Annotated in this window: 27 protein-coding genes; 18 read left to right on the top strand and 9 right to left on the bottom strand. The window is 71.3% G+C overall.

Annotated features, from left to right (window positions below):
• Positions 1 to 50 precede the first annotated feature (50 nt).
• The 10 genes from AB0K82_RS10165 to AB0K82_RS10120 all read left to right on the top strand — a co-directional run bounded on the left by AB0K82_RS10165 (position 51) and on the right by AB0K82_RS10120 (position 8,977).
• Positions 51 to 917: an NAD(P)-dependent oxidoreductase gene (locus AB0K82_RS10165; RefSeq protein ID WP_364394971.1), complete on the top strand. Its 867-nt coding sequence runs from the start codon at positions 51 to 53 to the stop codon at positions 915 to 917.
• 90 nt (positions 918 to 1,007) lie between these two features.
• Entirely contained in the window at positions 1,008 to 2,117 is a 1,110-nt protein-coding gene (locus AB0K82_RS10160) for a ferritin-like domain-containing protein (RefSeq protein ID WP_364394970.1), read from the top strand.
• 236 nt (positions 2,118 to 2,353) lie between these two features.
• Positions 2,354 to 2,935 (top strand): septal ring lytic transglycosylase RlpA family protein, encoded by a 582-nt coding sequence (locus AB0K82_RS10155; RefSeq protein ID WP_364394968.1) that lies wholly within the window; start codon positions 2,354 to 2,356, stop codon positions 2,933 to 2,935.
• A gap of 365 nt (positions 2,936 to 3,300) precedes the next feature.
• Positions 3,301 to 4,413 (top strand): histidine kinase, encoded by a 1,113-nt coding sequence (locus AB0K82_RS10150; protein ID WP_364394966.1) that lies wholly within the window; start codon positions 3,301 to 3,303, stop codon positions 4,411 to 4,413.
• Positions 4,410 to 5,075, top strand: coding sequence for a response regulator transcription factor (locus AB0K82_RS10145; protein WP_364394964.1), 666 nt, complete (start codon positions 4,410 to 4,412; stop codon positions 5,073 to 5,075). Before AB0K82_RS10150 ends, AB0K82_RS10145 begins: the two co-directional genes overlap by 4 nt.
• 80 nt (positions 5,076 to 5,155) lie before the next feature.
• On the top strand, positions 5,156 to 6,037 hold the full coding sequence (locus AB0K82_RS10140) for an ABC transporter ATP-binding protein (protein ID WP_364394962.1): 882 nt from the start codon (positions 5,156 to 5,158) through the stop codon (positions 6,035 to 6,037).
• A gap of 25 nt (positions 6,038 to 6,062) precedes the next feature.
• Positions 6,063 to 6,806 (top strand): ABC transporter permease, encoded by a 744-nt coding sequence (locus AB0K82_RS10135; protein ID WP_364394960.1) that lies wholly within the window; start codon positions 6,063 to 6,065, stop codon positions 6,804 to 6,806.
• A complete protein-coding gene (locus AB0K82_RS10130; protein ID WP_364394958.1) occupies positions 6,806 to 7,969 on the top strand; it encodes a sensor histidine kinase in 1,164 nt (387 codons plus the stop codon). The genes AB0K82_RS10135 and AB0K82_RS10130 overlap by 1 nt, the downstream gene beginning before the upstream one ends.
• Positions 7,970 to 8,001: 32 nt before the next feature.
• Complete coding sequence (locus AB0K82_RS10125; RefSeq protein ID WP_364394956.1) at positions 8,002 to 8,607, top strand: response regulator transcription factor; 606 nt, start codon at positions 8,002 to 8,004, stop codon at positions 8,605 to 8,607.
• Between the two features lie 136 nt (positions 8,608 to 8,743).
• On the top strand, positions 8,744 to 8,977 hold the full coding sequence (locus AB0K82_RS10120; RefSeq protein WP_364394954.1) for a hypothetical protein: 234 nt from the start codon (positions 8,744 to 8,746) through the stop codon (positions 8,975 to 8,977).
• A 1,306-nt stretch (positions 8,978 to 10,283) separates the two neighbouring features.
• Here the strand turns inward: AB0K82_RS10120 and AB0K82_RS10115 are convergent.
• From AB0K82_RS10115 to AB0K82_RS10100, 4 genes are all read right to left on the bottom strand, one after another.
• Complete coding sequence (locus AB0K82_RS10115) at positions 10,284 to 10,859, bottom strand: hypothetical protein (RefSeq protein ID WP_364394952.1); 576 nt, start codon at positions 10,857 to 10,859, stop codon at positions 10,284 to 10,286.
• A gap of 2 nt (positions 10,860 to 10,861) precedes the next feature.
• Positions 10,862 to 11,026 (bottom strand): hypothetical protein, encoded by a 165-nt coding sequence (locus tag AB0K82_RS10110; RefSeq protein ID WP_364394950.1) that lies wholly within the window; start codon positions 11,024 to 11,026, stop codon positions 10,862 to 10,864.
• A 138-nt stretch (positions 11,027 to 11,164) separates the two neighbouring features.
• Positions 11,165 to 11,542 (bottom strand): hypothetical protein, encoded by a 378-nt coding sequence (locus tag AB0K82_RS10105; RefSeq protein ID WP_364394948.1) that lies wholly within the window; start codon positions 11,540 to 11,542, stop codon positions 11,165 to 11,167.
• 3 nt (positions 11,543 to 11,545) lie between these two features.
• A complete protein-coding gene (locus AB0K82_RS10100; RefSeq protein ID WP_364394946.1) occupies positions 11,546 to 12,100 on the bottom strand; it encodes a TetR/AcrR family transcriptional regulator in 555 nt (184 codons plus the stop codon).
• A gap of 240 nt (positions 12,101 to 12,340) precedes the next feature.
• Here AB0K82_RS10100 and abc-f point away from each other — a divergent pair, with 240 nt between their 5' ends.
• Positions 12,341 to 13,978 carry a ribosomal protection-like ABC-F family protein gene (gene abc-f, locus AB0K82_RS10095; RefSeq protein WP_364394944.1) on the top strand — a complete coding sequence of 546 codons (1,638 nt, stop codon included), beginning with the start codon at positions 12,341 to 12,343 and terminating at the stop codon, positions 13,976 to 13,978.
• A gap of 129 nt (positions 13,979 to 14,107) precedes the next feature.
• On the top strand, positions 14,108 to 14,686 hold the full coding sequence (locus AB0K82_RS10090) for a biotin transporter BioY (RefSeq protein WP_364394942.1): 579 nt from the start codon (positions 14,108 to 14,110) through the stop codon (positions 14,684 to 14,686).
• A 144-nt stretch (positions 14,687 to 14,830) separates the two neighbouring features.
• On the opposite strand, the gene AB0K82_RS10085 is transcribed toward AB0K82_RS10090, so the two are convergent.
• Positions 14,831 to 15,385, bottom strand: a complete 555-nt coding sequence (locus AB0K82_RS10085) for a TetR/AcrR family transcriptional regulator (RefSeq protein ID WP_364395057.1) — start codon at positions 15,383 to 15,385, stop codon at positions 14,831 to 14,833.
• Positions 15,386 to 15,533: 148 nt separating this feature from the next.
• Between AB0K82_RS10085 and AB0K82_RS10080 the strand changes: the two genes are divergently transcribed.
• The gene (locus AB0K82_RS10080; RefSeq protein ID WP_364394940.1) at positions 15,534 to 16,823 is read left to right on the top strand and encodes a GH1 family beta-glucosidase; all 1,290 of its coding nucleotides are present in this window, start codon (positions 15,534 to 15,536) and stop codon (positions 16,821 to 16,823) included.
• A gap of 17 nt (positions 16,824 to 16,840) precedes the next feature.
• On the opposite strand, the gene AB0K82_RS10075 is transcribed toward AB0K82_RS10080, so the two are convergent.
• Positions 16,841 to 17,896, bottom strand: a complete 1,056-nt coding sequence (locus tag AB0K82_RS10075; protein WP_364394938.1) for a CapA family protein — start codon at positions 17,894 to 17,896, stop codon at positions 16,841 to 16,843.
• Positions 17,897 to 17,961: 65 nt separating this feature from the next.
• Between AB0K82_RS10075 and AB0K82_RS10070 the strand changes: the two genes are divergently transcribed.
• The 4 genes from AB0K82_RS10070 (at position 17,962) to AB0K82_RS10055 (ending at position 21,894) form a co-directional block, all read left to right on the top strand.
• Positions 17,962 to 19,122, top strand: coding sequence for an aminotransferase class V-fold PLP-dependent enzyme (locus AB0K82_RS10070; RefSeq protein ID WP_364394936.1), 1,161 nt, complete (start codon positions 17,962 to 17,964; stop codon positions 19,120 to 19,122).
• Positions 19,123 to 19,190: 68 nt separating this feature from the next.
• Positions 19,191 to 19,676 carry a Fur family transcriptional regulator gene (locus AB0K82_RS10065; protein ID WP_364394934.1) on the top strand — a complete coding sequence of 162 codons (486 nt, stop codon included), beginning with the start codon at positions 19,191 to 19,193 and terminating at the stop codon, positions 19,674 to 19,676.
• Positions 19,677 to 20,124: 448 nt separating this feature from the next.
• A complete protein-coding gene (locus tag AB0K82_RS10060) occupies positions 20,125 to 21,372 on the top strand; it encodes a lipase family protein (RefSeq protein ID WP_364394932.1) in 1,248 nt (415 codons plus the stop codon).
• Positions 21,373 to 21,381: 9 nt separating this feature from the next.
• Positions 21,382 to 21,894 (top strand): O-acetyl-ADP-ribose deacetylase, encoded by a 513-nt coding sequence (locus AB0K82_RS10055; RefSeq protein WP_364394930.1) that lies wholly within the window; start codon positions 21,382 to 21,384, stop codon positions 21,892 to 21,894.
• Positions 21,895 to 21,976: 82 nt separating this feature from the next.
• Here the strand turns inward: AB0K82_RS10055 and AB0K82_RS10050 are convergent, their stop codons facing one another.
• The 3 genes from AB0K82_RS10050 to AB0K82_RS10040 form a co-directional block, all read right to left on the bottom strand.
• Positions 21,977 to 22,549, bottom strand: a complete 573-nt coding sequence (locus AB0K82_RS10050) for an NAD(P)H-dependent oxidoreductase (protein ID WP_364394928.1) — start codon at positions 22,547 to 22,549, stop codon at positions 21,977 to 21,979.
• 84 nt (positions 22,550 to 22,633) lie between these two features.
• Positions 22,634 to 23,692 carry an SPFH domain-containing protein gene (locus AB0K82_RS10045; protein WP_364394926.1) on the bottom strand — a complete coding sequence of 353 codons (1,059 nt, stop codon included), beginning with the start codon at positions 23,690 to 23,692 and terminating at the stop codon, positions 22,634 to 22,636.
• Complete coding sequence (locus AB0K82_RS10040) at positions 23,674 to 24,126, bottom strand: NfeD family protein (RefSeq protein ID WP_364394924.1); 453 nt, start codon at positions 24,124 to 24,126, stop codon at positions 23,674 to 23,676. Before AB0K82_RS10040 ends, AB0K82_RS10045 begins: the two co-directional genes overlap by 19 nt.
• 201 nt (positions 24,127 to 24,327) lie before the next feature.
• On the opposite strand from AB0K82_RS10040, the gene AB0K82_RS10035 reads away from it, so the two are divergent.
• Entirely contained in the window at positions 24,328 to 25,236 is a 909-nt protein-coding gene (locus AB0K82_RS10035; RefSeq protein ID WP_364394922.1) for a Rieske 2Fe-2S domain-containing protein, read from the top strand.
• Positions 25,237 to 25,280: the final 44 nt, after the last annotated feature.

The raw sequence follows: 25,280 nt of genomic DNA, 5'->3' as shown, positions 1-25,280 counted from the left end.
ATGCCGGGCCGACTCGGATCGTGCGCCACGGCCCGGGTAGAGGAGACGCCATGGAGAATCTCACCGTCGCCGTACTCGGAACCGGAATCATGGGCGAGCCGATCGCCCGCAACCTGCTGGGCGCCGGACACGCCGTACGCGTGTGGAACCGCACCCGGGCCAAGGCGGAGCCGCTCGCCGCCGACGGCGCCCGCGTGTGCGACGAGCCCGCCGAGGCCGCCGACGGCGCGGACGTCGTGGTCACGATGCTGTACGACGGCGAGGCCGTCGAGAACGTCATGGCCGGCGTGCTCCCGGCGATGGAGGAGGACGCGGTCTGGGCGCAGATGAGCACGGTCGGGGCCGAGGCCGCCGACCGTCTCGCGGACCTGGCCCGCCGGCGCGAGGTGCGGTTCATCGACTGCCCGGTGCTCGGCACCCGCAAGCCCGCCGAGGACGCGGCGCTCATCGTCCTGGCCGCCGGTCCCCGGGACGAGCGCGCGGAGCGGGTCTTCGACGCGGTCGGCTCCCGTACGGTCTGGGTGGGCGAGGGCACCGAGGCGTCCCGGCTGAAACTGGTCCTCAACAGCTGGGTGCTCGCGCTGACCACGGCCACCGGCGAGGCGATCGCCCTGGCGAAGGCGTTCGGCCTGGACCCGCGGCTCTTCCTCGAGACGATCGCGGGCGGATCGCTCGACTCGCAGTACGCGCAGCTGAAGGGCAGGGCGATCCTGTCCGGGGAGCTCCAGCCGAGTTTCAAGGCGGTCGGCGCAGCCAAGGACGCCGGTCTGGTCGCGTCGGCCGGGCGGGCCGCGGGGGCGGAGCCTCGTCTGGCCGAGGCCGTACGCGATCAGATGCGGCGGACGGTCGAACTCGGTCACGGCAACGAGGACATGGCCGCCGTCTACTACGCCGCTCTTCCCTCCTATTCGGAGTGAATATCGGGAGATGACCTTCACGGGGCCTGCTTTACGTGCTACCAACAAATGTAAAGCCGATCCCCCTCGGGTCCCTCGGGAGGTTCCCCGATGACGATGCGCGACCGCTACACGATCCCCGTTCCCGACGGCACCTGGGACGTACCCGCCGCGGGCGCGGCGCGGTTCACCTGGGAGTACGACGACGCCCGGGACCGCCTGCTCGCCCTGTACCAGAAGGGCAAGGACAAGCAGTGGGACGCCCAGAAGCGCATCGACTGGGACATCCCCGTCGACGTCAACAACGTCGCCGGGTTCCCTGAGGAGTTCAACCCGCTCGTCGGCTCCGACATCTGGGAGCGCATGCCGCAGGAGGCCCGCGACGAGTTCGGCCGGCACCAGGGCGCGTGGCTGTTCAGCCAGTTCCTGCACGGTGAGCAGGGCGCCCTGACCGTCTCCGCGCGGATCGTCGAGTCCGTTCCCGACCTGGACTCCAAGTTCTACGCCGCGACCCAGGTCATGGACGAGGCCCGGCACGTCGAGCTGTACAACAAGTTCGTCAACGAGAAGCTCGGCATGTACTACCCGATCAACCAGGACCTGGCCAAGCTCCTGGAGGAGTCGCTCACCGACGGCCGCTGGGACCTGCCCTACCTCGGCATGCAGGTGCTGATCGAGGGCCTGGCCCTGGCGTCCTTCGGCCTCTACCGCGACATGTCGACCAATCCGCTGGTCAAGCAGCTCCTCGCGTACGTCATGCAGGACGAGGCGCGGCACGTCGCGTTCGGCCGGCTCGCGCTGAGGGACTACTACTCCGAGCTCACCGAGAAGGAGCGGGCCGAGCGCGAGGAGTTCGTCGTCGAGGGCTGCTACCTGATGCGCGACCGTTTCAAGGGCAAGGAGATCTTCGAGACGCTCGGCATGCCGGTGAAGGAGTGCATGGCCTACGTCGACAACGGCCCGGTGTACCAGCTCTACCAGTCGCTGCTGTTCAGCCGGATCGTCCCGTGCGTCCGCGACATCGGTCTGTGGGGCGACAAGGTGCAGAAGGCGTACGCCGACATGGGCGTGCTCGACGCCGCCAAGGGCGACCTCGTCCAGCTCATGAAGCAGGACGAGCAGATCGCCGAGGACCTGGACCGGGCCAAGCACGAACAGGAGCTGGCCGAACGCCACGCCGAGGTGCACGCCGCGATCGCCGAGGGCGCCGCGACCGACTAGGGCCACTCCGTGGGCGGCGGGCCGGAGCCGTCCCGGGCACCGGCTCGGCCGACCGACCGAAGTGACGAACCCGTCGGCGGAACACCCACCGAAAACGGCGAGTTACGCGCGGTCACGGTCCGTCGCCCCCTATCGTCGGGGACTTGCGCGTGGGACCTCGGTGTCCCGCGCCGTCCGGGCGCCGGGCGGAACTCCGGTCGGCGCCCGATGTCCTGTCCCCTACCGAAGGACGATCTGTGGGTGGTTCCGGCCGACATCGCCAGACTCGCCGATCCGCACACCTCCGTGCCGGTCTGCTCGCGGCCGCCGGACTGGCCGCCGCGACGCTCGCCGCGACCGTCGCGACCCTGATCGGGTCCGCCCGATCCGCGCCTCGGGCGGACGTCGGCGCGGCGGCCGTCCCCGCGGCCCCGCCGCAGGCCCCCGGACGGGTGAGCCGGGCCCTGCGCCGCGGCCCGGTCCGGGCCCGGCCCGCACGGCACCGGGCGGCTCGGAAGCGGACCCGCCGCGCGCCGCGGCCCACGGTCCTGGACCGCGGAAGCTGCGAGGCGTCGTTCTACGGAGCGGGCCCGGCGACCGCGAGCGGCGCGCCGTACGACCCGGAGGCCCTCACGGCGGCACACCGCACCCTGCCGATGGGAGCACGGGTCCGGGTGGTCAATCTGAGCAACGCCCGCTCCGTCATCGTGCGGATCAACGACCGGGGGCCTTTCGTCCCGGGCCGGTGCCTGGACCTGTCCACGGCGGCGATGCGCGCGATCGGCGGGGTCCTCTCCGGGGTCATCCCGGTCCGGTACGAGGTGCTGGCGGGCGTCTGACGGGCCCTGAGAATGAGTGAACGCCCGCGACCGGCCCCTTCCCCCAAAGAAGCGCAGCTCGCGGGCGTTCACCTTCGCAGCCTGGACGGGTACAGATCCAAGGCCTGCGGATCCGGCCGTAACGTCGTGTCCCCCGTTGAATCCCCCAATTCATCACGACGCGTCGGCCGTTAAGGTGGTCCGTGTTCTCGCACTAGCTACGCTATGTGAGAGGGACAGGGCATTCCGTCCACCCTTGGTTGACACTTCCGCGTACACCCCCGGTTGACCTGCGGCTTTGCCGTTTTTTGGGGTTGCCGAGACAAGTATCGACCGATGATCGGAATGTGGCTGTGAGGGGCTCCACCGTGCGGGCCGGGAGATTCGTGACTCCGGCCGACGTCATCCTGTCGGTCGGGATCTTCGCTGTGTCGATTCTGTTCATTTACGGAAACAGGGATCTGAGACTCGAGATACCCCTGAACGGGGCCAGCGCGACCCTGCTGCTGGCGAAGAAACGCCTCCCCCTGGTGACACTCGCCGGCACTCTGCTGCTCACCGCCGTCCTCGCGCTGCTGCTGCGGTGGTCGTACCCGATGACCCCGGCGACCTTCGTCGCCCTGTACGCGGTCGGCCGCTACTGCTCCCGTGGCACGGCGCTGGCCGCGGCGGTCGGCACGATCGTCATCGGGTTCCTCGTCTCCGAGATCGCCGGCGCCATCCCCTCGTACACCCTGCACAACGCCCGGGACCTCGGCTGGATCGTCTTCGCGGTCCTCGCCGGGGCCTGGGTGCGGACCCAGAAGCTGTACGTCCGCGACGTCGAGGAGCGGGCCGAACGCGCCGAGCGGGAACGCGAGGAAGAGGCGCGGCGCAGGGCCGCGGAGGAACGCGTGCGCATCGCCCGGGAGTTGCACGACATCGTCGGCCACGCGCTGATGTCGATCAACGTGCTCTCGTCGGTGAGCTCCCGGATCATCGATCGGGACCCGTCCGCGGGCCGGGACTCCCTGAAGCAGATCAGCGAGATCAGCAACTCGGCCCTGCAGGAGATCCGCAGCACGTTGAACCTGCTCCGCGAGGGCACGGCGCCGCTCAAGAACCCCGAACGCGGCATCGGGGACCTCGAGCCGCTCATCGAGCAGTCCAGGCTCGGCGGCCTGCCCGTGACGTACAAGTGCCAGGCATGCGACCGGCAGATCCCGACGATCGTCGGCTTCACGGTGTACCGGATCGTCCAGGAGAGCCTGACCAACATCAGCCGGCATGCGAAGGACGTCACCAAGGTCGTCGTCGCGGTCGCCTGCGCGAACGATCATCTGGACGTCTCCGTCGTCAACGACGGCGCTCCGGTCGCGCCCGGCGGGGGCGGCGGAATCGGCATCCAGGGCATGCGCGAACGCGTCACCGCCACCGGCGGCCGCCTGGACACCACGGCGCTGCCCGGCGGCGGTTTCCGCGTGCACGCGCGTCTGCCGCTGAAGGAGGCATCCGCATGACGATTCGCGTCCTGCTGGCCGACGACCAGACGACCGTACGGGCCGGGTTCCGCATGCTGATCGACTCCACCGAGGACATGCACGTCGTGGCCGAGGCGGCCAACGGCACCCAGGCCGTCGAGTTGGCCCGTGCCACCGTGCCGGACGTCGCCCTCATGGACATCCGGATGCCCGGCATGGACGGTATCGAGGCCACCCGCCGGATCACGTCCGACCCGACGCTGCCGAACGTGCACGTCCTGATCCTCACGACATTCCAGCACGACGAGTACATCTTCGGCGCCCTGCGGGCGGGGGCCGGCGGATTCCTCCTCAAGGACACCGACCCGGACGACCTCCTGGAGGCGATCCGGGTGGTCGCCTCGGGGGAGGCGCTGCTGGGCCGGGGCCTGACCAGCCGGGTGATCAAGGAGTTGGTCGCGCAGCCGCAGCAGCCGGAACCGGGCGGCAAGGACCTCGAGGTGCTGAGCGAGCGGGAGCGGGAGGTCCTGCTGCAGATCGCGTACGGCCTCACCAACGAGGAGATCGCCGCCAAGCTGCACCTCAGCCCCGCCACCGCGAAGACCTACGTCCATCGGATCATGACGAAGCTGCACGCGCGCGACCGGGTGCAACTGGTGATCTTCGCCTACGACCAGGGACTCGTACGGCCCCGGCCCTGAATCGGCGATGACAAATGTCATCGTGAAGCCAGGATCGAGCACACTAGGGCGCTGACCGGCGCGAACCTAACGTTCTTGACATGAACGCCATCGCCTTCACCGGGGTCGCCAAGAGCTACGGATCGGTCCGCGCCGTCGATGGGCTGGACCTCACGATCGAGGCCGGCAGCACCGTCGCGCTGCTCGGCCCGAACGGAGCCGGCAAGTCCACCTCCATCGGGATGCTGCTCGGTCTCGTACGGCCGTCGTCCGGCGAGATCCGCGTCTTCGGCGACACACCCGACGCCGCGGTCAAGCGCGGCCAGGTCGGCGCGATGCTGCAGGACGGCGCGCTCGTCCCCGGCCTGACCGTCCGGGAGGTCGTCTCCTTCGTCCGGAGCATGTACCCCGACCCGATGCCGCTGGAGAGAATCCTGGAGCTGGCGAACCTGACCGACGTCGCGGGGCGCCGGGCCGACCGGCTGTCCGGCGGGCAGGCACAGCGGGTGCGGTTCGCGATCGCCGTCGCCGGCGCGCCTCGGCTGCTGGTGCTGGACGAGCCCACGGCGGCGATGGACGTGGAGTCCCGCCGGACCTTCTGGGCGAGCATGCGCGACTACGCCGCGGGAGGCCGGACGATCCTGTTCGCAACCCACTACCTGGAGGAGGCGGACGAGAACGCCGACCGGGTCATCGTCATCGCCCGGGGCCGGGTCGTCGCGGACGGCACCCCGCAGCAGATCAAGGCGGCGGTCGGCACCGGCACGGTCCGGTTCACGATCGGCGACCAGCCCACGGCCGGTCTCGACGCGCTGCCGGGCGTGCAGGCGGTCGACATCCGCGGGCCGATCGCGCAACTGCGGACCACCGACCCGGACGCGACCGTCCAGGCGCTGTACTCCACGGGCCTGCGCGTCACCGACCTGGAGGTCAAGGGTGCCGACCTCGAGGACGCCTTCCTCTCCCTCACCCACGACCGCTGACCCGGATTCCTCGGAAAGGATCACGATGCTTCGCTACCTGGGCCTGGAGATCCGGCGCACGATCCGCGACCGGCGCTTCATCTTCTTCACCATGGCCATCCCGGTCGCCTTCTACCTCCTGTGGGCGAACGTCTACGGCAAGGGCGGCGGCACGGTTCACGGGACGGATCTGAACGCCCGGACCTACCTGCTCGTGTCGATGGCCTCGTACGGCGCCGTGGGGGCCGCGCTGACGGCGACCGGGGCCCGGCTCGCGGGCGAACGGCAGAGCGGCTGGCTACGGCAGCTCCAGGTGACCCCGCTGCGGCCCTGGGCCGTGATCACCGCGAAGGTCATCGCGTCGATGTGCCTCGCGCTGCCGGCGATCATTTTCGTCGCACTCGCGGGCGTGCTGACGCAACACGTCCACCTGTCGGCCGGTGAATGGGCCGGAATGATCGGCCTGATGTGGCTCGGCACCCTGCCGTTCGCCGCGCTCGGCACGCTGATCGGCTCGCTCGTCGGCGCCGACGCCGCCCAGCCGGTGACGCTGGTCTGCTACTTCACGCTGTCCATCCTCGGCGGGCTGTGGATGCCGGTCAGCACGCTGCCCAGCGCACTGCGCCACATTTCACACTGGTTGCCGTCGAACCGGTTCGCCGGGCTGGGCTGGAGCGTCGTCGGCGGGCATGCGCCGTCCGCCTCGGACGGGCTTGTACTGGCCGGATGGGGCCTGCTCCTCGGCGTCCTCGCCATCGCGGCGTACCGCCGCGCTACCGTGCGGTCCTGATGAGCCTCTTCCTCCCGTTGGGCGCCGACGCGACCGCCAGGGTGTCCCAGGTACGCCGCCTCGTGTGGATGTCCTTCGGGCTGGTCTACCTGTTCGTCTGGCCCCTGGCCGACCTCCTGCAGCACGAACGGTCGACGGCGCGCATCGCCGTGTCGGTGGCCGCCCTGGTGGTGTTCATCGGGTTCTTCCTCACCCTTGCCATGGGCAACAAACTGGGGAGCAGCGAGACCAGCCGCCGCACCTGGATCCTGCTCGGGATCGTCACGGCGATGACGATCGGCTTCCCACTCCTGCTCGGGGGGCAATGGAACGGCCTGCCGATCTACCTAGGTGTGGCCTACGCGATGACGCTGCCGCCCGCGTGGGCCCTGCGCGGCCTCCTGGCCGCCACCGTCCTGACGGCGACCCTCTGCCTCGCAACGCACGTGCCCGGCACGACGCTGGCCTTCCTGACCTTCCAGACGCTGAGCATCGGCCTGATCCTGCTGGGCTTCCGGGGCAGCCGAATGCTGATCGTCCAGCTGCAGGAGGCGCGGAGCGAGGTCGCCCGGCTGGCCGCGAACGAGGAGCGGCTGCGGATCGCGCGCGACCTGCACGACCTGCTCGGCCACACGCTGTCACTGATCGTCCTGAAGAGCGAGGTCGCGGTGCGCATCGCCGACCGCGACCCGGCCCGGAGCCTCGATGAGATGAAGGACATCGAGACGGTCGCCCGGCAGGCGCTGACGGACGTCCGCGCGGCGGTCAGCGGCTACCGGCGGCGCGACCTCGCCGAAGAGCTCGACAACGCCCGCGGGGTGTTGGTCGCCGCCGACATCGAATTGGCGCTCAGCATCTCCGGGACGCCCCTGCCGGACGGGGTGGACGACCTGTTCGCCTGGGCGGTCCGCGAAGGCGTCACCAACATCGTCCGGCACTCCCGCGCCCGTACCGCCGACATCTCGGTCACCCGCGTGGGCGCTTGCGCCGTCCTCCAGATCAGCGACGACGGAACGGGCCCGGCGGCGGACGGCGGCGGGCCCGGTGTCGGCGGCAACGGCCTGGCGGGGCTCGGCGAACGGGTCGCGCGGGTCGGTGGGTCGGTCGAGTCCGGCCGGGGGCCGGACGGCGGTTTCCGGCTGATCGTGCGCGCTCCCCTGGACGCGCCGGCGCCGATCGCGTGAGAAGGTCATCGGGTATCGAGAAGGATCACGGGATGATTCGCGTACTGCTGGCCGAGGATCAGGGCATGGTGCGTGGCGCGCTCGCCACCCTGCTGAGCCTCGAGGACGACATCGAGGTGATCGGCGAGGCCGCCGACGGCGACGAGGCCCTGGCCGTCGCCGCGCGGACGCGCCCCGACGTCGCGCTGCTCGACATCGAGATGCCCGGCCGCAACGGCATCGACACCGCCGCCGCGCTGCGCGAGTCCCTGCCGGACTGCCAGGTGATCATCCTGACGACGTTCGGCCGCCCGGGTTACCTGCGCAGTGCCATGGAGGCGGGCGCGTCGGCCTTCCTGGTCAAGGACAGCCCGGCGCGCGAGCTGGCGGCCGCGATCCGGCGCGTGCTGGCCGGCGAACGCGTCATCGACCCCGCGCTCGCCGCAGCCGCGCTCAGCGCGGGCCCGAATCCCCTGTCCCCGCGCGAACGCGAGGCGCTGGCCGCGGCGGCCGACGGCTCGACCATCGGCGACGTCGCGCGCAAGCTGCACCTGGGGGAGGGCACGGTCCGCAACTACCTGTCGGCGGCGATCCGCAAGACCGGCGCCCGCAACCGCATCGAGGCCGTACGGGCCGCCCAGCGCCAGGGCTGGCTCTAGATCTTCCGCGTCGACGCCGTGAACCGGTCACCCGTCCGGCCCGTATGCCGAATTAGATGATCTTCCAGGCCATCCAACCTGGGGTGGATGGCCTGGAAGGCATCGCTCGGCTTATCGTCGTCAGAAAGGGTTGCGCATGATCCGCGGAATCCTGCTGCCGCTGGGCCTCGCCGCCGGCATCGCCGGCGGTGTCCTCTTCTCCGCGGGCTCGGCCTCCGCCGCGACTTTCGTTCCCGGTGGGGTCTACCCCTCGGTCCAGGCGTGCTCGGACGCCGGCAACGCCGGCTTCCCGCAGGGACGCTGGGTCGGCTTCTACTGCCAGCCGCTCGGCTACGGCCAGTACGAGCTCTGGGTCCAGCCGACCCACTGACCTGATCTTCCCGGCGGCGCCGTCCCTTCCCGCCTGCGACGCGCACGGGAAGGGACGGCGGACCGCCGCTATGAACCCACCCGGCGGGGGCGTGCCGAACTCTCGGATACCACCGCCATAGCCGCCCAGATTGCCCTAATCCACCCGCTTCGCGAGCCAGCGGATACCAGGTTCACCGAGCATTCCGCACGCCGCCACCCGCCGGAGAGTCTCGCCACTCATCGTGGCCGCCGGACAGCGACCGCCGCCGATTCGGACCGGCCGCCGGCACCGGTTCCCGAAGTTGCCGTCGTTGCTGACGGATTGCCGTCGGCATGGCCGATAGAACGTCCGAACCGTCCGCGTTCAACCCGGCGACAGCGACGGCACGGTTGGGGGCGCCACCTGCTCTTTCGCCAAGCTGGTACGCGCGGGTCATCGCCTCCGAGGGGGAGGCGGCGTTACCGCCAACGCCATCACCCACGGCACCGCCCCCATCACCCTCGCCCTGACCGCACGCCTCGGGAACACGCCGGCCATCGTCATCGATGTCGCCGACGCCTCCCCGGATCTGCCCGCACAGGACCTTCCCGGAGAAGCGGTCACTTCGGCCTGGGGATCGCCGAAGAACTCGCCCGCGTCACCGTCCACCCGGCCCAGCCCGGCAAGACCGTACGCGCCACCTTCGGCGTCATCGCCGCAAGCCGGCTGCCGTGACCTCCTTAAGAGGCCGTTCTACCTGCCTCGCGTTTTCGCGAACGATCGGGTGACCAGCGGCGGGGCGGCGGCCATCCACCTCCTTGATGGCCGCTCAACGCAGCGCGCAGTTCCGGACGCGCACCTTCGGCGCGTTGCCGCGCCGATTTGCCCCGCTTGTCCGCCTTGGCTGATCCGGCGGCGGCCAGATCGCGCGCAGAAGTCTCGGAGAACGCGGCCGCAGCCGCCCAAGTTGCCCTGGTTCACCCCCTCCGCGAGCCGGAGCGGGGTGCGTTCACCGAGCGTTCTGCACCTGCCAGCGTCAGGCCGGCAAACGCCGTGGGCTCGGACCGGAGGCGGCAGCGCCGGCGCCTGTGGTCGCCGTCGCTGTCGACAGGTTGCCGTCGGGGTGGCCGGTGGGGTGTCCGGATCGTCGCGTTCGGCCCGGCGATACCGGCGGCGAGGTCCTAGGTCACGCAGTTTCCCGGCTCCTCAACGTGAGGAGCTCGGGAATTGGATCACCTTCAGTGACGCCAGCCGGTTCTACGGAGCCTTCGGCGCAGTCGGCGCCATTCGGGTGTCGGTTCCGGCGCGGGTGCGCCTGGTCGAGGGCGTCTGCGGGGGTGACGCCTCAGTGCGGGTCCCGGAGTATCCAGGGCGGCGGTCCGAACTCGATGACCGGCTGGCGGAAGATCGGGATGTCCGGGTTCCGCGCCAAGATCACGGCCCAGATCTCGTCGAACGCCCGCATCGCCCGGCTGATCTCATACCACTCGATCAGTTTGTCCAGCGTCGTCTCCTTCAGCCCTCCACCCCAGTGGCTGAGGACCTGCTGGTGACCGCTGTCGTCCCGGGTGCCCAGGCTGGCCACCATGTGGTTCGTTCCGCCCATGGAGATCACACATCCCGCGGGGACGTCCGGTGTGCTGATCTTGGTCACCGGGTCGATCTCAAGGCGGCTGCGCGGGCCGGAACACATCTGTTCCAGCAGCCTCGCGTAGTACCTGCGGCAGAGGCGGGCGGCCGCCGCGGCGTCGTGCGCGTTGACGTGAACCTGTTTCAGCCACGCCTTGTCGACGAGGCCGGCGCGGTAGGCGGTGTAAAGGACGGCCTCCCAGCAGTTCATCGTGTCCGACGGTCCCGGTTCGGGGCCGTCCTCGAAGAGCCAGGTCAGAAAGCCGTTCTTCGGATGGCCGGGAAGCTGCATGCTCACCCTGCCGGAAGCCCGGTCCAGTCACTGGGCACCCACGTGAACCAGCCGAGCATCTCCCTGCCCGCGCCGAGGAAGGCCCGCGCCCGAGTCTCGGCGGACCACGCCGCGGAGATGACGCCACCCTCAAGCCGCTCTTTCAGGGCTTCGCTGTTCGCGCCCATGGAAGCTCCCTTTTTCGTTGTACCCCTCCGCCGAACGGCGGACATGCCGGCCCTTATGACCGGCACTGCCGGAACCGTGCCGGGAGACGGTCGATCCGCCACTCGAGCGGCGGAGCCGCGCCGGGTGATCGGCTCCCGCTACCGGCGGAGGAACTCCATCGCCTGATGCCACACCTCGGGCGGTTCCGGATCGGCCATGGTCCACTCGGTGGACCGCACCGCCCCGCGGTGCCGGTACGTGCGCATGATCTGGCGGTGGACCGGCAGGGCGACGAAGTCGCGCATGGCCTGCCGGGTCCGCCAGACGGAGACCGAGCCCGACCTGCGCCGCAGGGGCTCCGCCCACAGCCAGTGTCCGACGGCGCCGTCGAGGGTCGGCCACAGCCGCGCGAGCCGGGTGCCGGCCCGGTAGATGCCCGGCATGTCCCACAGGTGGTCCGCGGTGAAGGCGGTGACGCTGACGAGCACCTGCCCGTCCGGGGCGGCCGGGCCGGGGGTCCACTTCGTTCTCAGCACGGTTCAGTCCTCCGGGAGGATGGCGGGATCGGTGGCGTTGGTGCGCAGCCGGTCCAGCACGGCGCGGCGGGCGCGGGCGAAGGTGACCTGTTGGTCGACGAGCCGCGCGTGGACCACCGCCGACTCGCCCAGCGCGTCGATCTCGTAGGCGAGCTGACCGGGGTCGACCCGGTCGGTGAGCTCGCCGAGGGCGATCGCCTCCTCGATCAGTGACCGGATGAAGTTCAGCCAGTCGTGGAGCGACTCGGCCGTCTTGGCGTGGACGGCGCCGGGCCGGTCGTCGAACTCGGTCTGCGCGGCGAGGAAGAAACAGCCTCCGGGCAGCACGCCGTCGGCGTAGAAGGCCAGCCGTGCCTCGTGGAGCGCGAAGACCCTGCGCAGGCCGGGGGGCGTGCGCAGGGCGGGGGCCATGACGCGGTCGGTCCACTGGCGGCGCGCCCAGTCGATCGCGTCCAGTTGGAGGTGTTCCTTGTCCTTCCAGTGGGCGAACAGCCCGGACTTGCTCGTGCCGAGATGCTCGGCGAGCCGTCCGAACGACAGGCCCTCCAGACCGTGCACCGAGGCCAACGTCCCGCTAAAGACGGCGCTGAGATCGCTGGTATGGTGAGATGCGAGTAGCCCCGATTTCAGGGAGACAGACGTGGTTGGTGACGACGACATCTCCGGCTGATACCCGGACATGACGGCCACCGGCAGGCGCGCAGGAGCGCCGCCGACGTGGCCGAACGGTCGTTTCACCCTTCCCTGTTTCCCCTGCGGATGGCCGTTGTGCCCCGCGTTCGACCCGAGGGCTCTCTCATGTCCGACGCTTTCATCGTCTGTTCGAACCTGTCCTTCTCCTGGCCCGACGACACGCCCGTCTTCGAGGACCTGTCCTTCGCCGTCGGCGGCGGCCGTACGGGCCTCGTCGCGCCGAACGGCGCCGGGAAGAGCACCCTGCTCAAGCTGATCGCCGGTGAGTACCGGCCCGGCGGCGGGACCGTGTCCGTCGAGGGCGTGCTCGGCTACCTCCCGCAGACGCTGCCCCTCACCGATGGCCTGACCGTGGCGGAGGTCCTCGGGGTCGCCTCGGTGATCCGCGCGATCGACGCCATCGAGGCCGGAGACGCCAGCGAGGAGAACTTCGCCACGGTCGGCGACGACTGGGACATCGAGGACCGCACGCAGGCGCAGCTCGACCGGCTCGGCCTCGGGGACGTCGACCTGGCCCGGTCCCTGCGTACGCTCAGCGGCGGCCAGATCGTGTCCCTTGGCCTGGCGGCCCAACTGCTGCGGCGGCCCGACGTCCTGCTGCTCGACGAACCGACCAACAACCTCGACCTGGAGGCGCGCCGCAGGCTCTACGGAGTACTGGAGGACTGGAAGGGCTGCCTGCTGCTGGTCAGCCACGACCGGGCGCTGCTCGACCGCATGGACCGCATCGCCGAACTCGACCGTGGCGAGGTCCGCTTCCACGGCGGGAACTTCACCGCCTACGAGGCGGCCGTACGCGCCGAGCGCGAGGTCGCCGAGAAGAACATCCGGGCCGCCGAGCAGGAGGTCAAGCGGGAGAAGCGGGAGATGCAGCAGGCCCGGGAGCGGGCCGAACGCCGGGCGGGCAACGCCGCGCGGAACATCCAGAACGCCGGCCTGCCCAAGATCCTCGCCGGGGCGCGGAAGCGGCGTGCCCAGGAGTCGGCGGGCAAGGCGGACGAGACGCACGCCGCGCGGGTGGCCGGGGCCAAGTCGCGGCTCGACGAGGCGAGCCGCGCGCTGCGCGACGATCAGCGGATCACGCTGGAGCTGCCCGAGACGAACGTCCCGGCCGGCCGCACGGTCTTCCTGGGCGAGCGGATGCAGGTCCGCCACGGAGATCGGGCGATCTACGCCGGCGAGGGCGTCGACCTCGTCATCCGAGGGCCGGAGCGGATCGCGCTCACCGGGCCGAACGGCGGCGGCAAGTCCACCCTGCTGCGCCTGGTCAACGGCGAGCTGGAGCCGGACGGCGGCGAGACGAGGCGGGCCGACGGCCGGGTCGCGTACCTGTCCCAGCGGCTCGACCTGCTCGATCCGGACCGCACCGTGGCGCAGAACCTCGCGGCGTACGCGCCCGGCATGCCGGAGTCGCAGCGGATGAACCTTCTCGCCCGCTTCCTGTTCCGGGGATCGCGCGTCCACCTCCCGGTCGGGGTGCTGTCCGGCGGCGAACGGCTGCGCGCCACGCTCGCCTGTGTCCTGTTCGCCGAACCCGCGCCCCAGCTCCTGCTGCTGGACGAGCCGACCAACAACCTCGACCTGGTGAGCGTCGGCCAGTTGGAGAGCGCCCTGGGCGCCTACGAAGGCGCCTTCGTCGTGGTCAGCCACGACGAACGGTTCCTCGGCGAGATCGGGATCAGCCGCTGGCTGCGGCTGACGGAGGGCCGGCTGCTCGAGACGGGCGCGCCCGCCGGGGAGTAGACCTTGAGCCGTTCCCGAGGGGGACCGGTTACAAAGCCGAGGGGCCATCTTTTGGCGGGGCCACCGCGCGCTCATCGCCGGTCCTGGAAGGGACAATGAGCGCGATAACCCTCGAAAGGGAGGTTCTACGTGTCCAACTCGCAGGCTGTGACGACCCGTCCGGCCGTCCTCGGCGACCTGGTGCCGGGCCGGCTGGTCCGCGACGTCGCGCTGGTCGTCGGCGCGGCGGTCTTCGTCGGACTGGCCGCACAGGTCAGCGTGCCCATCCCGGGAACGCCGGTGCCGGTGACCGGCCAGACGTTCGCGGTCCTGCTGTCGGGCGCGGCGCTCGGGTTCCGCCGTGGCGCCCTGTCCATGGCGCTGTACGCGCTCGCCGGAATGGTCGGCGTGCCGTGGTTCGCCGACGGCGGGTCCGGATGGCGGATGGCGTCGTTCGGTTACGTCCTCGGCTTCGTGCTGGCGGGCGCCGTCGTGGGCGCCCTGGCCGCCCGGGGCGGCGACCGGTCGCCGCTGCGGACCGTGGGCACGATGGCCCTCGGCCTCGCCGTGATCTACGCGGTCGGGGTGCCGTGGCTGATGGCCTGGACCCACAGCGACCTGGGCCAGGCCCTCGCGATGGGCGTCCGGCCGTTCCTGGTCGGCGACGCGATCAAGATCGCGCTCGCGGCCGGGCTGCTGCCCGGCGCCTGGCGGCTCCTTCGCCGCTGACGCCACCGCATGAGATGAGGGCCCGGCTCCCGGTGAACGGGGCCGGGCCCTCGTCGTCGGCGCGGGCCCTCGTCGTACGCGACCCCCGTCGTCGGCGCGAGCCCTCGTCGTACGCGACCCTCGTCGTCAGCGCGGGCCCCGTCGTCAGCGGCCGCTGAGGTGGTCGGCCAGGTAGCCGTGGATGAGCCGTTCGACCTCGGCGAGCAGCGCCGGGTCGCCGTCCGGTTTGTTGCGGAAGGCCAGCTTGAGCACCGCGTCCGCCGCCTCGACGGAGACGGCCAGCGCGCGGGCGAAGTCCCCGTCGTCCGGCAGGTCGAACGCCGAGACGAGGAGCGTCTTCAGCCGGTCCGCGACGACGGCGTTGTTCTCGGCGGCGACGTCGAGCAGGTGGACGTCCGCGATGTCCCCGAAGCGCAGCACCCGGAAGCCCGGGACCGTACGGTGCATGGCGACGAAGATCTCGATGACCGTGCCGACGGCGTCGTACCAGTGCGCGTAGCGCCGCTCGGCGAGCGCCCGCTCCACCCGGTCGCCGAACATGTCCAGGTTGCGGAGCGCGAGCTGCTGCGCGATCGCCTTCTTGTCCGGGAAGAACTGGTAGACCGAGCCGATCGCGACCTCGGCCCGCTGGGCGATCTTGGTGGTGGACAGGCCGTCGTACCCGGACTCGTCGAGGATCTCCGCACACGCGTCGAGCATGCGCTGGACGCGTTCGGCACTCCGTCGTTGCGCAGGTCGGCGGCGCAGCGCCGAGCTATCCGTCGTCACACGTCCAATCATGCCTTTCCCGACGGAGATACCGGCGCGTAATATCCGAGGTCCGTTCACGTTTGCGGGGAGGTGGGCCGTGTTCCCCACGGACTTTCAATGGGGTGTCGCGACCGCGGCGTTCCAGATCGAGGGCGCGACGGAGGAGGACGGCCGGGGGCCGTCCACGTGGGACACGTTCTGCCGGGAGCCCGGCCGCGTACGGGACGGGCACACCGCCGACGTCGCCTGCGACCACTACCACCGGTGGGCCGAGGACCTCGACCTGATCGCCGGCCTCGGCGCCCGCGCGTACCGCTTCTCCATCGCCTGGCCCCGCGTCCAGCCCACCGGCAGCGGCGCGGCCAACTCCAAGGGCCTGGACTTCTACGACCGTCTCGTCGACGGCCTCGCCGAACGCGGGATCGCGGCCGTGCCCACGCTGTACCACTGGGACCTCCCCCAGCCGCTGGAGGACGCCGGCGGGTGGATGAACCGCGACACCGCCCACCGCTTCGCCGAGTACGCCGCGCTCGTCGCCGAACGGCTGGCCGACCGCGTCGACCTGTGGATCACCCTCAACGAGCCGATGGTCGTGATGGCGTACGGCTACGCCTTCGGGATCTACGCGCCGGGCCGGGCGCTCATGCTCGACGCGCTGCCCACCGCCCACCACCAGCTCCTCGGCCACGGCCTCGCCGTCGCCGCCCTGCGCGACGCCGGTGCGGAGCGGGTCGGGATCGCCAACCACCACACCCCGGCGTGGCCGGTCGACGACACCGCCGAGGACGCCGAGGCGGCCGCCGCCTTCGACGACCTGCTGAACTGGCAGTTCGCCGACCCGATCCTGCTCGGCCGCTACCCCGACCTCGGCCTGGACATGTCCCACGTCCGGGACGGCGACCTCGAGGTGATCGGCGCGCCGATCGACGCGCTCGGCGTGAACTACTACCACCCGACCGGGATCGCCGCCCCGACCGACGACTCCCTGCCCTTCGCGATGCGCGACCTGACCGGCTTCCCGACGACGGGGATGGGCTGGCCGGTCGTCCCGGACGGGCTGCACCGGCTCCTGGTCGACCTGCGGGACCGGTACGGCGCCGCGCTCCCGCCGGTGTACATCACCGAGAGCGGCTGCTCCTACGACGAGTCGCTGGACGACGACGCCCGCATCGGCTTCCTGAACGCGCACGTCGGCGCCGTGCAGGCGGCGATGCACGACGGCGTCGACGTGCGCGGCTACTTCGTCTGGTCGCTGCTCGACAACTTCGAGTGGGCCGAAGGTTACGCGCCGCGCTTCGGACTCGTGCACGTCGACTACGCCACCCAGCGGCGCACGCCGCGCGCGTCGTACGGCTGGTACCGCGACCTGATCGCGGGCTCGTCCTGATCTTGGGCTTTTCCTGATCAGGGCGCGGCGGTGAGACCGGTGCAGCGGCGCAGCCGCTCCCACTTGGCGTGCGCCCGGGTCGCCGCCGCGCCGTCGAGCAGCCGCGGCACGCCCTTGGTGATGTAGGCCGGCTTCCACGCGGCCCCCAGCACCTTCCGCTTGCGCAGGGTGACCTCGAGGATGCCGGTGTTTGGGTCGTTGCGATCCGGGGCGGTGAAGAAGTAGTTGCCGAGGCCGTAGTCGACGTACCGGCCCTTCATGTACCCGCCGCCGAGGGGGATGTGGGCGTGCCCGCCGACGATCACGTCCGCGCCGGCCCGGACGAGGGCGCGGGCCAGCGTCTTCTGGCGGGGCAGCGGGCAGGGGTTCTTCTCCTGCCCCCAGTGCAGGTACACGATGACGGTGTCGGCGTTGCGGCGCGCCGCGCGCACCTCGTTGAGGAGGCGCGGGACGTTCTTGGCCGAGGCGAGCCCGCCCTTCGTCGCGGTCGCCGTCCAGGCGGTGAGCAGGTTGTCGTCCAGGACCTGGGTGGCGCCGAGGATCGCGATGCGGTCGCCCTTGACCGTCACGTAGTACGGCCGGAATGCCTGGGCGGCGTTCGCGCCGATGCCGACGGTGGGGAAGCCCGACTTCTTGATGGCCGCGAGCGAGTCGCGCAGGCCGACCGTGCCGTAGTCCATGGCGTGGTTGTTGGCCATGGTCACCACGTCGACGCCGGCGGCCCGCAGGGCGGTGAACGCGCTCGGCGGCGCCCGGAACGTGAACTGCTTCGGCGCCTTCGTCCCGCGCGTGGTGATGGCCGTCTCCAGGTTGACCATGGCAAGGTCGGCGCGCGTCAGCTCGGGGATGGTCGGGCCGAGCGCGGTGGCGGGGTCGGCCAGGCGGGCGCGGAGCCGCCCGTTGAAATGGACGTCCCCGGCGAACGCCACCGTGATCGGCCCGTCCTTGGCATCGCCCTGCGCCTTGCCGGACGGCGCGGAGGCGCGCGGGCTCTTCGCCGCGCCACCGCCGCCACAGGCCGCCGCCGCGGCCGCCACACCGGCCAGCGCGGCCGTCACCATCGTTCGCCGCATCACGCCCACCATCCCCGGGAAAGGATCACCAGGATGGCATCTTTTCCGCATTCCGGATAAATGGAGTGATCTTGCTCGACATCGCGAGCATCCGCGCCGAGACCCCCGGCTGCCGGGAGGTCGTGCACCTGAACGCCGCCGGATCGGCGCTGCCACCACGGGCCGTACTCGACGCGATGCGCGACCACCTCGACCTCGAAGCGCGCGTCGGCGGGTACGAGGCCGCCGACGCCGCCGCGGCCCGGCTCGCCGGGACGTACGACTCCCTCGCCCGCCTCATCGGCGCGCACCCCGACGAGATCGCCTACGCGGAGAGCGCCACACGCGCCTGGGACATGGCGTTCTACGGCATTCCGTTCCGGCCCGGCGACCGTATCCTCACCAGCGCCGGCGAGTACTCCAGCAACGCGATCGCCTTTCTCCACGCGGCCCGCCGTCAGGGCGTGAAGGTCGAGGTCGTCCCCGACGACGAGTACGGCCAGATCTCGCTCGACGCCCTCGATGCCGCACTCGACGACGACGTACGGCTCGTGGCGATCAACCACGTCCCCACCCACGACGGCCTGATCAACCCGGTCGCGGAGGTCGGCCGCCTGGCCCGGGCGGCCGGCGCGCTGTACCTGCTCGACGCCTGCCAGTCCGTCGGCCAGCTCGCGGTGGACGTCGAGGAGATCGGCTGCGACCTGCTGTCGGCCACGGGCCGCAAGTTCCTGCGCGGACCGCGCGGCACCGGCCTCCTCTACGTACGGCGGTCGGCGCTCGGCCTTCTCGAACCGCCGTTCCTCGACCTGCGGGCCGCGGACTGGACGGGGCCGGAGTCGTACGAGCTGCGGGGCGACGCCCGCCGGTTCGAGTCGTGGGAGAGGTCCGTCGCCGGGCAGCTCGGTCTGGGCGCCGCGGCGGAGTACGCCATGACGATCGGCCCGGCGGCCATCGAGGAGCGCGTCCTGGAGCTCGGCGCGCTGCTGCGCACGGCCCTCGCGAAGATCCCGGGCGTCACCGTACGGGACCGGGGGCTGCACCGGTCGGGCATCGTGACGTTCACGCACCGGGACCGTGAGGCCGCCGACATCGTCGCGTCGCTCGCCGAAAGACGGATCCACGTGCGAGTGTCCCAGCAGACCTACCGCTACGACGAGGGCGCGCGGCCCGAGCCGCGGGTGCGGGCGTCGGTGCACTACTACACCACCGAGGACGAGATCCATCGGCTCATCACCGCACTCTGAGGAGTATCTCCAGCTAGATCAACATTTAGGATGACCGTTCTCGGGTCAAGGCTGCATCTATCCTTGGTATGAACGAATTCAATCAGGGGGACAGCGTGGGTGAGGCCAAGGACCGGGGGCACGGCGACGCCGCGGCCGCCGAGCTGCGTGCTGCCGGGTTCCGCGTCACCGCCGCCCGGTTGGCGATCCTCGACACCGTGCGCTCGGGCGACCACCTCGACGTCGACACGGTCACCGCGCGCGTGCGCGAGCGGCTCGGCCGGGTGTCCGTCCAGGCCGTGTACGAGGCGTTGCACGCCTTCACCGGCGCCGGCCTCGTGCGCCGGATCGAGCCGGCCGGCAGCCCGGCGCGGTTCGAGGGACGGGTCGGTGACAACCACCACCACCTCGTCTGCCGGGAGTGCGGCCGCGTCACCGACGTCGACTGTGCCGTTGGCGAGACCCCCTGCCTCGCGCCCGACCACGACGCCGGCTACCTGGTCGACGAGGCGGACGTCACCTTCTGGGGCCACTGCCCCGACTGTCGGCGGAAGCCGGTCCGGGAACACGCCTGACCCGGACCACGCCGGTCACCGTCATCGGGCGCGGGACCGCTCGCGCCCGCCACATCCCTTCGGAAGGCCCGAACCCGTCGGGCCGCTCCTTGCTCCTCAGGGCAGCTGCCCGACCCGGTCGACGTACGCCGTGCGCAGCACCGCGTCGGCCGCGATCACGCTGCCCGCCGCGTGCCCGTCGAGCGGCCGTCACCGTTGCCCACCGTCGCAGCGGTCGCCGACGGGACCGCGACGCCCGTCGCCTGCCCTCTCCGGTCAGCCGGTCGCGCTGGCGAGCCAAGGTGGCCGGCGGCTCCCGGTCGAGTTCTGCGCCGAGCTCGCGGAGCATCGTCATGTCATCCATCGGTCCGCTCCTTCGTGGGGTCGACTCCGCCGAGTGCGGCACGATGCCGAAGAGCCAGGCCCCGCATCGATGAGGTCCGGTGCCCGCCTCCCGCTGGAGTGACCGATGCCAACGGCCGTCCCCCGCCTTCGGCTCGTCGCCAGAACCTTCCGCGCGCTGCCGATCGCCGTCGCCGCCCTGGCCCTCGCGGCCGGTACCGCCTCGGCCGCCGATCCGCCGCCGGCCGGTTCGGCCCCGCCGGACCAGGACCCCTTCTACAGCGCGCCCGCCGACATCGGCTCGTACCAGCCGGGTCAGGTCGTCGCCGACCGGAAGATCACTCCGGAGGTGGGCGGCCTGGCCACCACGACCGACGTGTGGCAGATCTCCTACCGCACCGACGACTCGCACGGCCGGCCCGAGCCGGCGGTCACGACGCTGCTCGTCCCGAAGAAGGCGTGGACGGGCGGCGGTCGGCGTCCCGTCGTCTCGGTGCAGGCGGCCGAGGACTCCACCGGCACGCAGTGCGCGCCATCGTACGGAGTCTCCTCGGGCCAGGGGTACGCGGCCTCGTCCGCGATCTACCCGGCCGCCGTGCTGGCCAAGGGCTGGGCGGTCGCGATGCCCGACTTCGAGGGCCCGAAGTCGGTCTTCATGGGCGGCCCGCAGGCCGGGCACGCGGTGCTCGACGGGATCCGGGCCGTTCGGAACCTCGGCGCCGGCGGCGTCGGCACGACCAAACCCTGGGCCCTGAACGGCTACTCCGGCGGCGCCCAGGCCACCGGCTGGGCCGCCGAACTGCAGCCCTCGTACGCTCCGGACGTCAGGCTCGTCGGGGCGGCCATGGGTGGGACTCCGGCCGACCCGACGGCGGTGGCGCGGTCGCTGGACGGCGGGGTCTTCTCCGGCTTCGAGGCCGCCGCCACCGTCAGTCTGGCCGCGGAGTACCCCGAGGCCGGCATCGACGACCTGACCAACGCCGCGGGCAAGGAGGCGCTGCAGAAGGCGCGCGGCACGTGCCTCGCCGACCTGCTCACCGGCTTCGCGTTCAAGAAACTCGCGGACTACACCACCGTGCCCGACCCCCTGTCGGTCCCCTCCGTGGCGGCGATGCTCGAGAAGAACACCATGGGCGCGGCGGCGCCGACGACGCCGATCTACGACTACCACGCCGACACCGACGAGATCGTCCCCGTCGCCCAGGACGACGCCCTGACCCGGACGTGGTGCGCCAAGGGCGCCACCGTGCAGGTCGTCCGCGACCTCCTCGGGGAACACGCCACCGAGATGGTCGTCCGGCAGAACGACGTGCTGTCCTTCCTCACCGACCGCTTCGCCGGCCGGACTCCCGGGACCACCTGCCGTCCCGTGTAGAAATGGACGATGACGTCCATCAGGCTGGTGCAGGGCGATATCACCGAGCAGGAGGTCGACGCGGTCGTCAACGCGGCCAACTCCTCGCTGCTCGGCGGAGGCGGCGTGGACGGCGCGATCCACCGCCGGGGCGGCCCGGCGATCCTGGCCGCGTGCCGGGACCTGCGCGCGTCCCGGTACGGCGGAGGGCTCCCGACCGGGCAGGCGGTGGCGACGACCGCCGGACGGCTGCCCGCGCGGTGGGTGATCCACACGGTCGGTCCGGTGTACTCCCGGTCCGAGGACCGCTCCGCGCTGCTGGCCTCCTGCTATCGAGAGTCGCTGCGGGTCGCGGACGAGCTGGGCGCCGTCACCGTCGCCTTCCCCGCCGTGTCCGCCGGCGTCTACGGCTGGCCGCTGGACGACGCCGCGCGCATCGCGGTCGGCACGGTACGGGCGACGCCGAGCCGGGTGGACGAGGCGCGGTTCGTGCTCTTCACCGCGGACGTCCACGACGCCTTCGCGCGGGCACTGGCGGGCTGAGAATGCGAGCGGCCCCTCCCCGGGGCCGCTTCGTCGTCAGGCGCTCCTGGAACCGCGGTCGGCACTATGGCGGTTCCTCCGCTCAACCGGTGTAGGGCCGGGCCGTACGGGCGTCGGTCAGGGCACGGGCCCACCAGACGAGCTGGTCGAGCAGGGGCGTGACGGCGGCGTTGCAGGCGGCGGTGGCCTTCGGCCAGCTGCCGTCGGCGGCGAACAGGTCCCAGTAGCAGGGCAGGCCGATCGTCGCCGCGATCGGCACCGCGTGCAGTTCGGTGAAGATCTGCCGGAGCTGGGCGACGGCGTGCAGGCCACCGGACTCCCGGCCGTACGCGACGAAGGCGACGGGCTTGGCGTGCCACTCCTCGTACAGCCAGTCGATCGCGGTCTTGAGCGGAGCGGGGAAGCTCCGGTTGTACTCCGGCGTCACGACCACGAACGCGTCCGCGGCGGCCAGGCGCGCGCCGAACTCCGCGACCCCCGGCGGTACGGCCTCGTCGTGGTCGCAGAGGGTCGAGGGAAGCCGCGTCTCGGCCAGGTCGACCAGGTCGACCTCGAGATCCCCGCGCCGCCGTGCCCGTACGGTGAACCACTCGGCCACGGTGGGGCCGAACCGGCCGTTGCGGGTGCTGGCGATGATGACGGCCAGTCGCACCATGTCCCCTCCCGCCGTTCTCGGTGTGGTCCCACCGTGCAGGAGGGGGTTTACGGCTTCTTTACGGCGTCCCGCGCCTGACCCAAGTCACTCGGTGGCCGCGTCCACCCGGCCCGGGGCGAGTTCGAAGGGCGGCGTGTGCTCCCGCAGGGCGGACTGCTCCTCCGGGCCGCCGATGGCTCCCGGCCGCGGTTCCGGCACGTGCGCGTCCCGTCCTTGCTCGCGTGGCGCCGGACGGACGTTCCCGGCCTCCTCCGGCTGCTCGGTCCGGCCGCCGAACGCGGCGCTGACCGCCCGCAGCGCGGCGGTGACCTCGCCGGGGATGACCCAGAAGGAGTTCCCCTCCCCTGCCGCGATCTTCGGCAGCGTCTGGAGGTACTGGTAGGCGAGCAGCTTGGGATCGGGGTCGTTCTGGTGGATCGAGCTGAAGACCTGCTCGATGGCCTTCGCCTCGCCCTCGGCCTTGAGGATCGCGGCCTGCCGCGCGCCCTCCGCCTGCAGGATCGCCCCCTGCTTCTCCCCTTCGGCGGTCAGGATCCGGGACTGCCGCACGCCTTCGGCCTGCAGGATGGTGGCCCGCTTCTCGCGCTCGGCCCGCATCTGCTTCTCCATCGCGTCCTTGATGGACTGGGGCGGTTCGATCGCCTTGATCTCCACGCGGGTCACCCGGATGCCCCACTTGCCGGACGCGTCGTCCAGCACGCCGCGCAGCGCGGTGTTGATCCGGTCACGGGAGGAGAGCGTGGCCTCCAGGTCGAGCGTGCCGATCACGTTGCGGAGCTGGGTGGCGGTGAGCTGCTCGATCGCCTTGATGTAGTCGACGATCTCGTAGTCCGCCGCCCGCGGATCGGTGACCTGGAAGAACAGCACCGTGTCGATGTGCACGACGACGTTGTCCTCGGTGATGACCGGCTGCCCCTGGAACGCCACGACCTGCTCGCGCAGGTCGATCAGCGGCTTCACCCGGTCCGCGAACGGCACGATGAAGTTCAGGCCCGGCTGGAGGGTCTTGCGGTAGCGGCCGAAGCGTTCGACGTTCCGCGCGCGGGCCTGGGGCACGATCCACACGGTCCGCATCACCACGGTCCCCACCAGGAGCAGCGCGATGATCAGTGCGACGATGCCTGCTACGGCGAAGTCGGCCATGGGTCCTCCCGAGGATGTACGAGGGCGGTGACGCCTTCGATGGCGAGGACGTCCACGACCGCCCCCTCTGGAATCACGACTCCGGGGTCGTACGGGCGCGCGCTCCATTCCTCACCGCCGATGCGCACCCGGCCCGAGTAGCGGGAGACCTCGGTGATGGCCAGCGCCTCACGTCCCACGAGCGCCGCGGTGCCGCTGCGCAGCAATGGCGGCTGCCGGACGTGCCGAAGGGCGATCGGGCGTACGGCGGCGAGCCCGGCGGCCGAGGTCGCGCCGAACACGATCACCTGGACCAGCAGGGGAAGGCCGACCGACGCGCTCACGGCGGCGACGAGCGCCCCGACCGCCATCAGCCCGAGCGCGAACGTCAGCGTGGTCACCTCGGCGATTCCGAGAACTGCGGCCACGACCAGCCAGACGACCCACGCCGGCATCGGGAGCTCCTTAAGTGACGCACGGCCCTGAGTCCACGGTAACTCCGTACGCGCCGATTGCCGCCGTCCGAGGAGGCGATACTTGCCGCTCGGACCGGTCCCTTATGTGCCAGGGGAAATCGAGACGGGTAGGACCCCCGGTGATGGGGACGTAGGACGGCAGACTAATGTCCGAAAAGCGAAGCCATCCGAGGAGGTGCGGTGAACCGCCAACGGGTGAGCAGGATCTCCCGGTCGCTGGTGCGGCCCCGTCCCCTGAAGGTCGCCGAAGATCTCGAGCACGCCGACGCCCTCGACGGGGCCGCGCGGTCGATCACCAAGGTCGTACGGCGGTTGCTGCCCCCAGGCCCCGTCAAGGATCTGCTGCACGGAGTTCCGTTGGGCCACCCGGCCCATCCCCCTTTGACCGACATCCCGATCGGCTGTTTCGTCTCGGCCGCCGTACTCGACCTGCTGCCCGGGACCGAAACGGCGTCCGAAGTGCTGGTCGCGACCGGGTTGGCGGCGTCGGTCCCGACCGTTCTGACCGGGGTCGCGGACTGGTCGGCCCTGCACAGCGAGCAACAGCGCGTCGGCCTGGTCCACGCGCTCAGCAACGCGGCGGGCAGCACGCTCTACACCGTCTCGCTCCTCGCCCGCAGGCGCGGCTTCACCGGTGCGGGCAAGGCGTTGTCCTTCGCCGGCCTGACCGCGCTGGTCGCCGGCGCGTACCTCGGCGGGCACCTGGCGTTCCGGCAGTCGGCCGGGCCGAGCCACGCCGAGTCCATCACGCACCTCGGCCCGCTGGGCTGGCACGACCTGTGCTCGATCGACGAGCTGCCGGACGGCTGGCCGGTCCACCGCAACCTCGGCTACATCAGCCTGTTCGTGCTGCGGGAGGGCGATGACGTGCACGTCCTCGCCGACCGGTGCTCCCACCTGGACGGGCCCCTGCACCAGGGCCGTGTGATCGAGGTCAACGAGGAGACCTGCATCGTCTGCCCCTGGCACGGCAGCACGTTCCGGGTCGGCGACGGCACCGTCGTGCACGGCCCCGCCACCGGCCGGCAGCCCGCCTTCGAGACGCGGATGGGCGACAACGGCATGATCCAGGTCCGCCCGGCCCGATAGGACCGTTCCACCCCGGCCGCCGTACGGCGCCTTCCCCCGCTCGA

The sequence above is a fragment of the Actinoallomurus sp. NPDC052274 genome (assembly GCF_040679475.1).
Classification (GTDB): Bacteria; Actinomycetota; Actinomycetes; order Streptosporangiales; family Streptosporangiaceae; genus Actinoallomurus; species Actinoallomurus liliacearum.
The sequence above is the reverse complement of the archived record's forward strand: the minus strand, read 5'-3'. Positions and strand labels throughout refer to the sequence as shown.

Coding starts and splice junctions, on each gene's coding strand:
- AB0K82_RS10165 (WP_364394971.1), top strand. CDS start 51: ATGGAGAATCTCACCGTCGCCGTACTCGGAACCGGAATCATGGGCGAG.
- AB0K82_RS10160 (WP_364394970.1), top strand. CDS start 1,008: ATGACGATGCGCGACCGCTACACGATCCCCGTTCCCGACGGCACCTGG.
- AB0K82_RS10145 (WP_364394964.1), top strand. CDS start 4,410: ATGACGATTCGCGTCCTGCTGGCCGACGACCAGACGACCGTACGGGCC.
- AB0K82_RS10140 (WP_364394962.1), top strand. CDS start 5,156: ATGAACGCCATCGCCTTCACCGGGGTCGCCAAGAGCTACGGATCGGTC.
- AB0K82_RS10135 (WP_364394960.1), top strand. CDS start 6,063: ATGCTTCGCTACCTGGGCCTGGAGATCCGGCGCACGATCCGCGACCGG.
- AB0K82_RS10130 (WP_364394958.1), top strand. CDS start 6,806: ATGAGCCTCTTCCTCCCGTTGGGCGCCGACGCGACCGCCAGGGTGTCC.
- AB0K82_RS10125 (WP_364394956.1), top strand. CDS start 8,002: ATGATTCGCGTACTGCTGGCCGAGGATCAGGGCATGGTGCGTGGCGCG.
- AB0K82_RS10120 (WP_364394954.1), top strand. CDS start 8,744: ATGATCCGCGGAATCCTGCTGCCGCTGGGCCTCGCCGCCGGCATCGCC.
- AB0K82_RS10115 (WP_364394952.1), bottom strand. CDS start 10,859: ATGCAGCTTCCCGGCCATCCGAAGAACGGCTTTCTGACCTGGCTCTTC.
- AB0K82_RS10110 (WP_364394950.1), bottom strand. CDS start 11,026: ATGGGCGCGAACAGCGAAGCCCTGAAAGAGCGGCTTGAGGGTGGCGTC.
- abc-f (WP_364394944.1), top strand. CDS start 12,341: ATGTCCGACGCTTTCATCGTCTGTTCGAACCTGTCCTTCTCCTGGCCC.
- AB0K82_RS10085 (WP_364395057.1), bottom strand. CDS start 15,385: ATGCTCGACGCGTGTGCGGAGATCCTCGACGAGTCCGGGTACGACGGC.
- AB0K82_RS10075 (WP_364394938.1), bottom strand. CDS start 17,896: ATGCGGCGAACGATGGTGACGGCCGCGCTGGCCGGTGTGGCGGCCGCG.
- AB0K82_RS10065 (WP_364394934.1), top strand. CDS start 19,191: ATGAACGAATTCAATCAGGGGGACAGCGTGGGTGAGGCCAAGGACCGG.
- AB0K82_RS10060 (WP_364394932.1), top strand. CDS start 20,125: ATGCCAACGGCCGTCCCCCGCCTTCGGCTCGTCGCCAGAACCTTCCGC.
- AB0K82_RS10055 (WP_364394930.1), top strand. CDS start 21,382: ATGACGTCCATCAGGCTGGTGCAGGGCGATATCACCGAGCAGGAGGTC.
- AB0K82_RS10050 (WP_364394928.1), bottom strand. CDS start 22,549: ATGGTGCGACTGGCCGTCATCATCGCCAGCACCCGCAACGGCCGGTTC.
- AB0K82_RS10045 (WP_364394926.1), bottom strand. CDS start 23,692: ATGGCCGACTTCGCCGTAGCAGGCATCGTCGCACTGATCATCGCGCTG.
- AB0K82_RS10040 (WP_364394924.1), bottom strand. CDS start 24,126: ATGCCGGCGTGGGTCGTCTGGCTGGTCGTGGCCGCAGTTCTCGGAATC.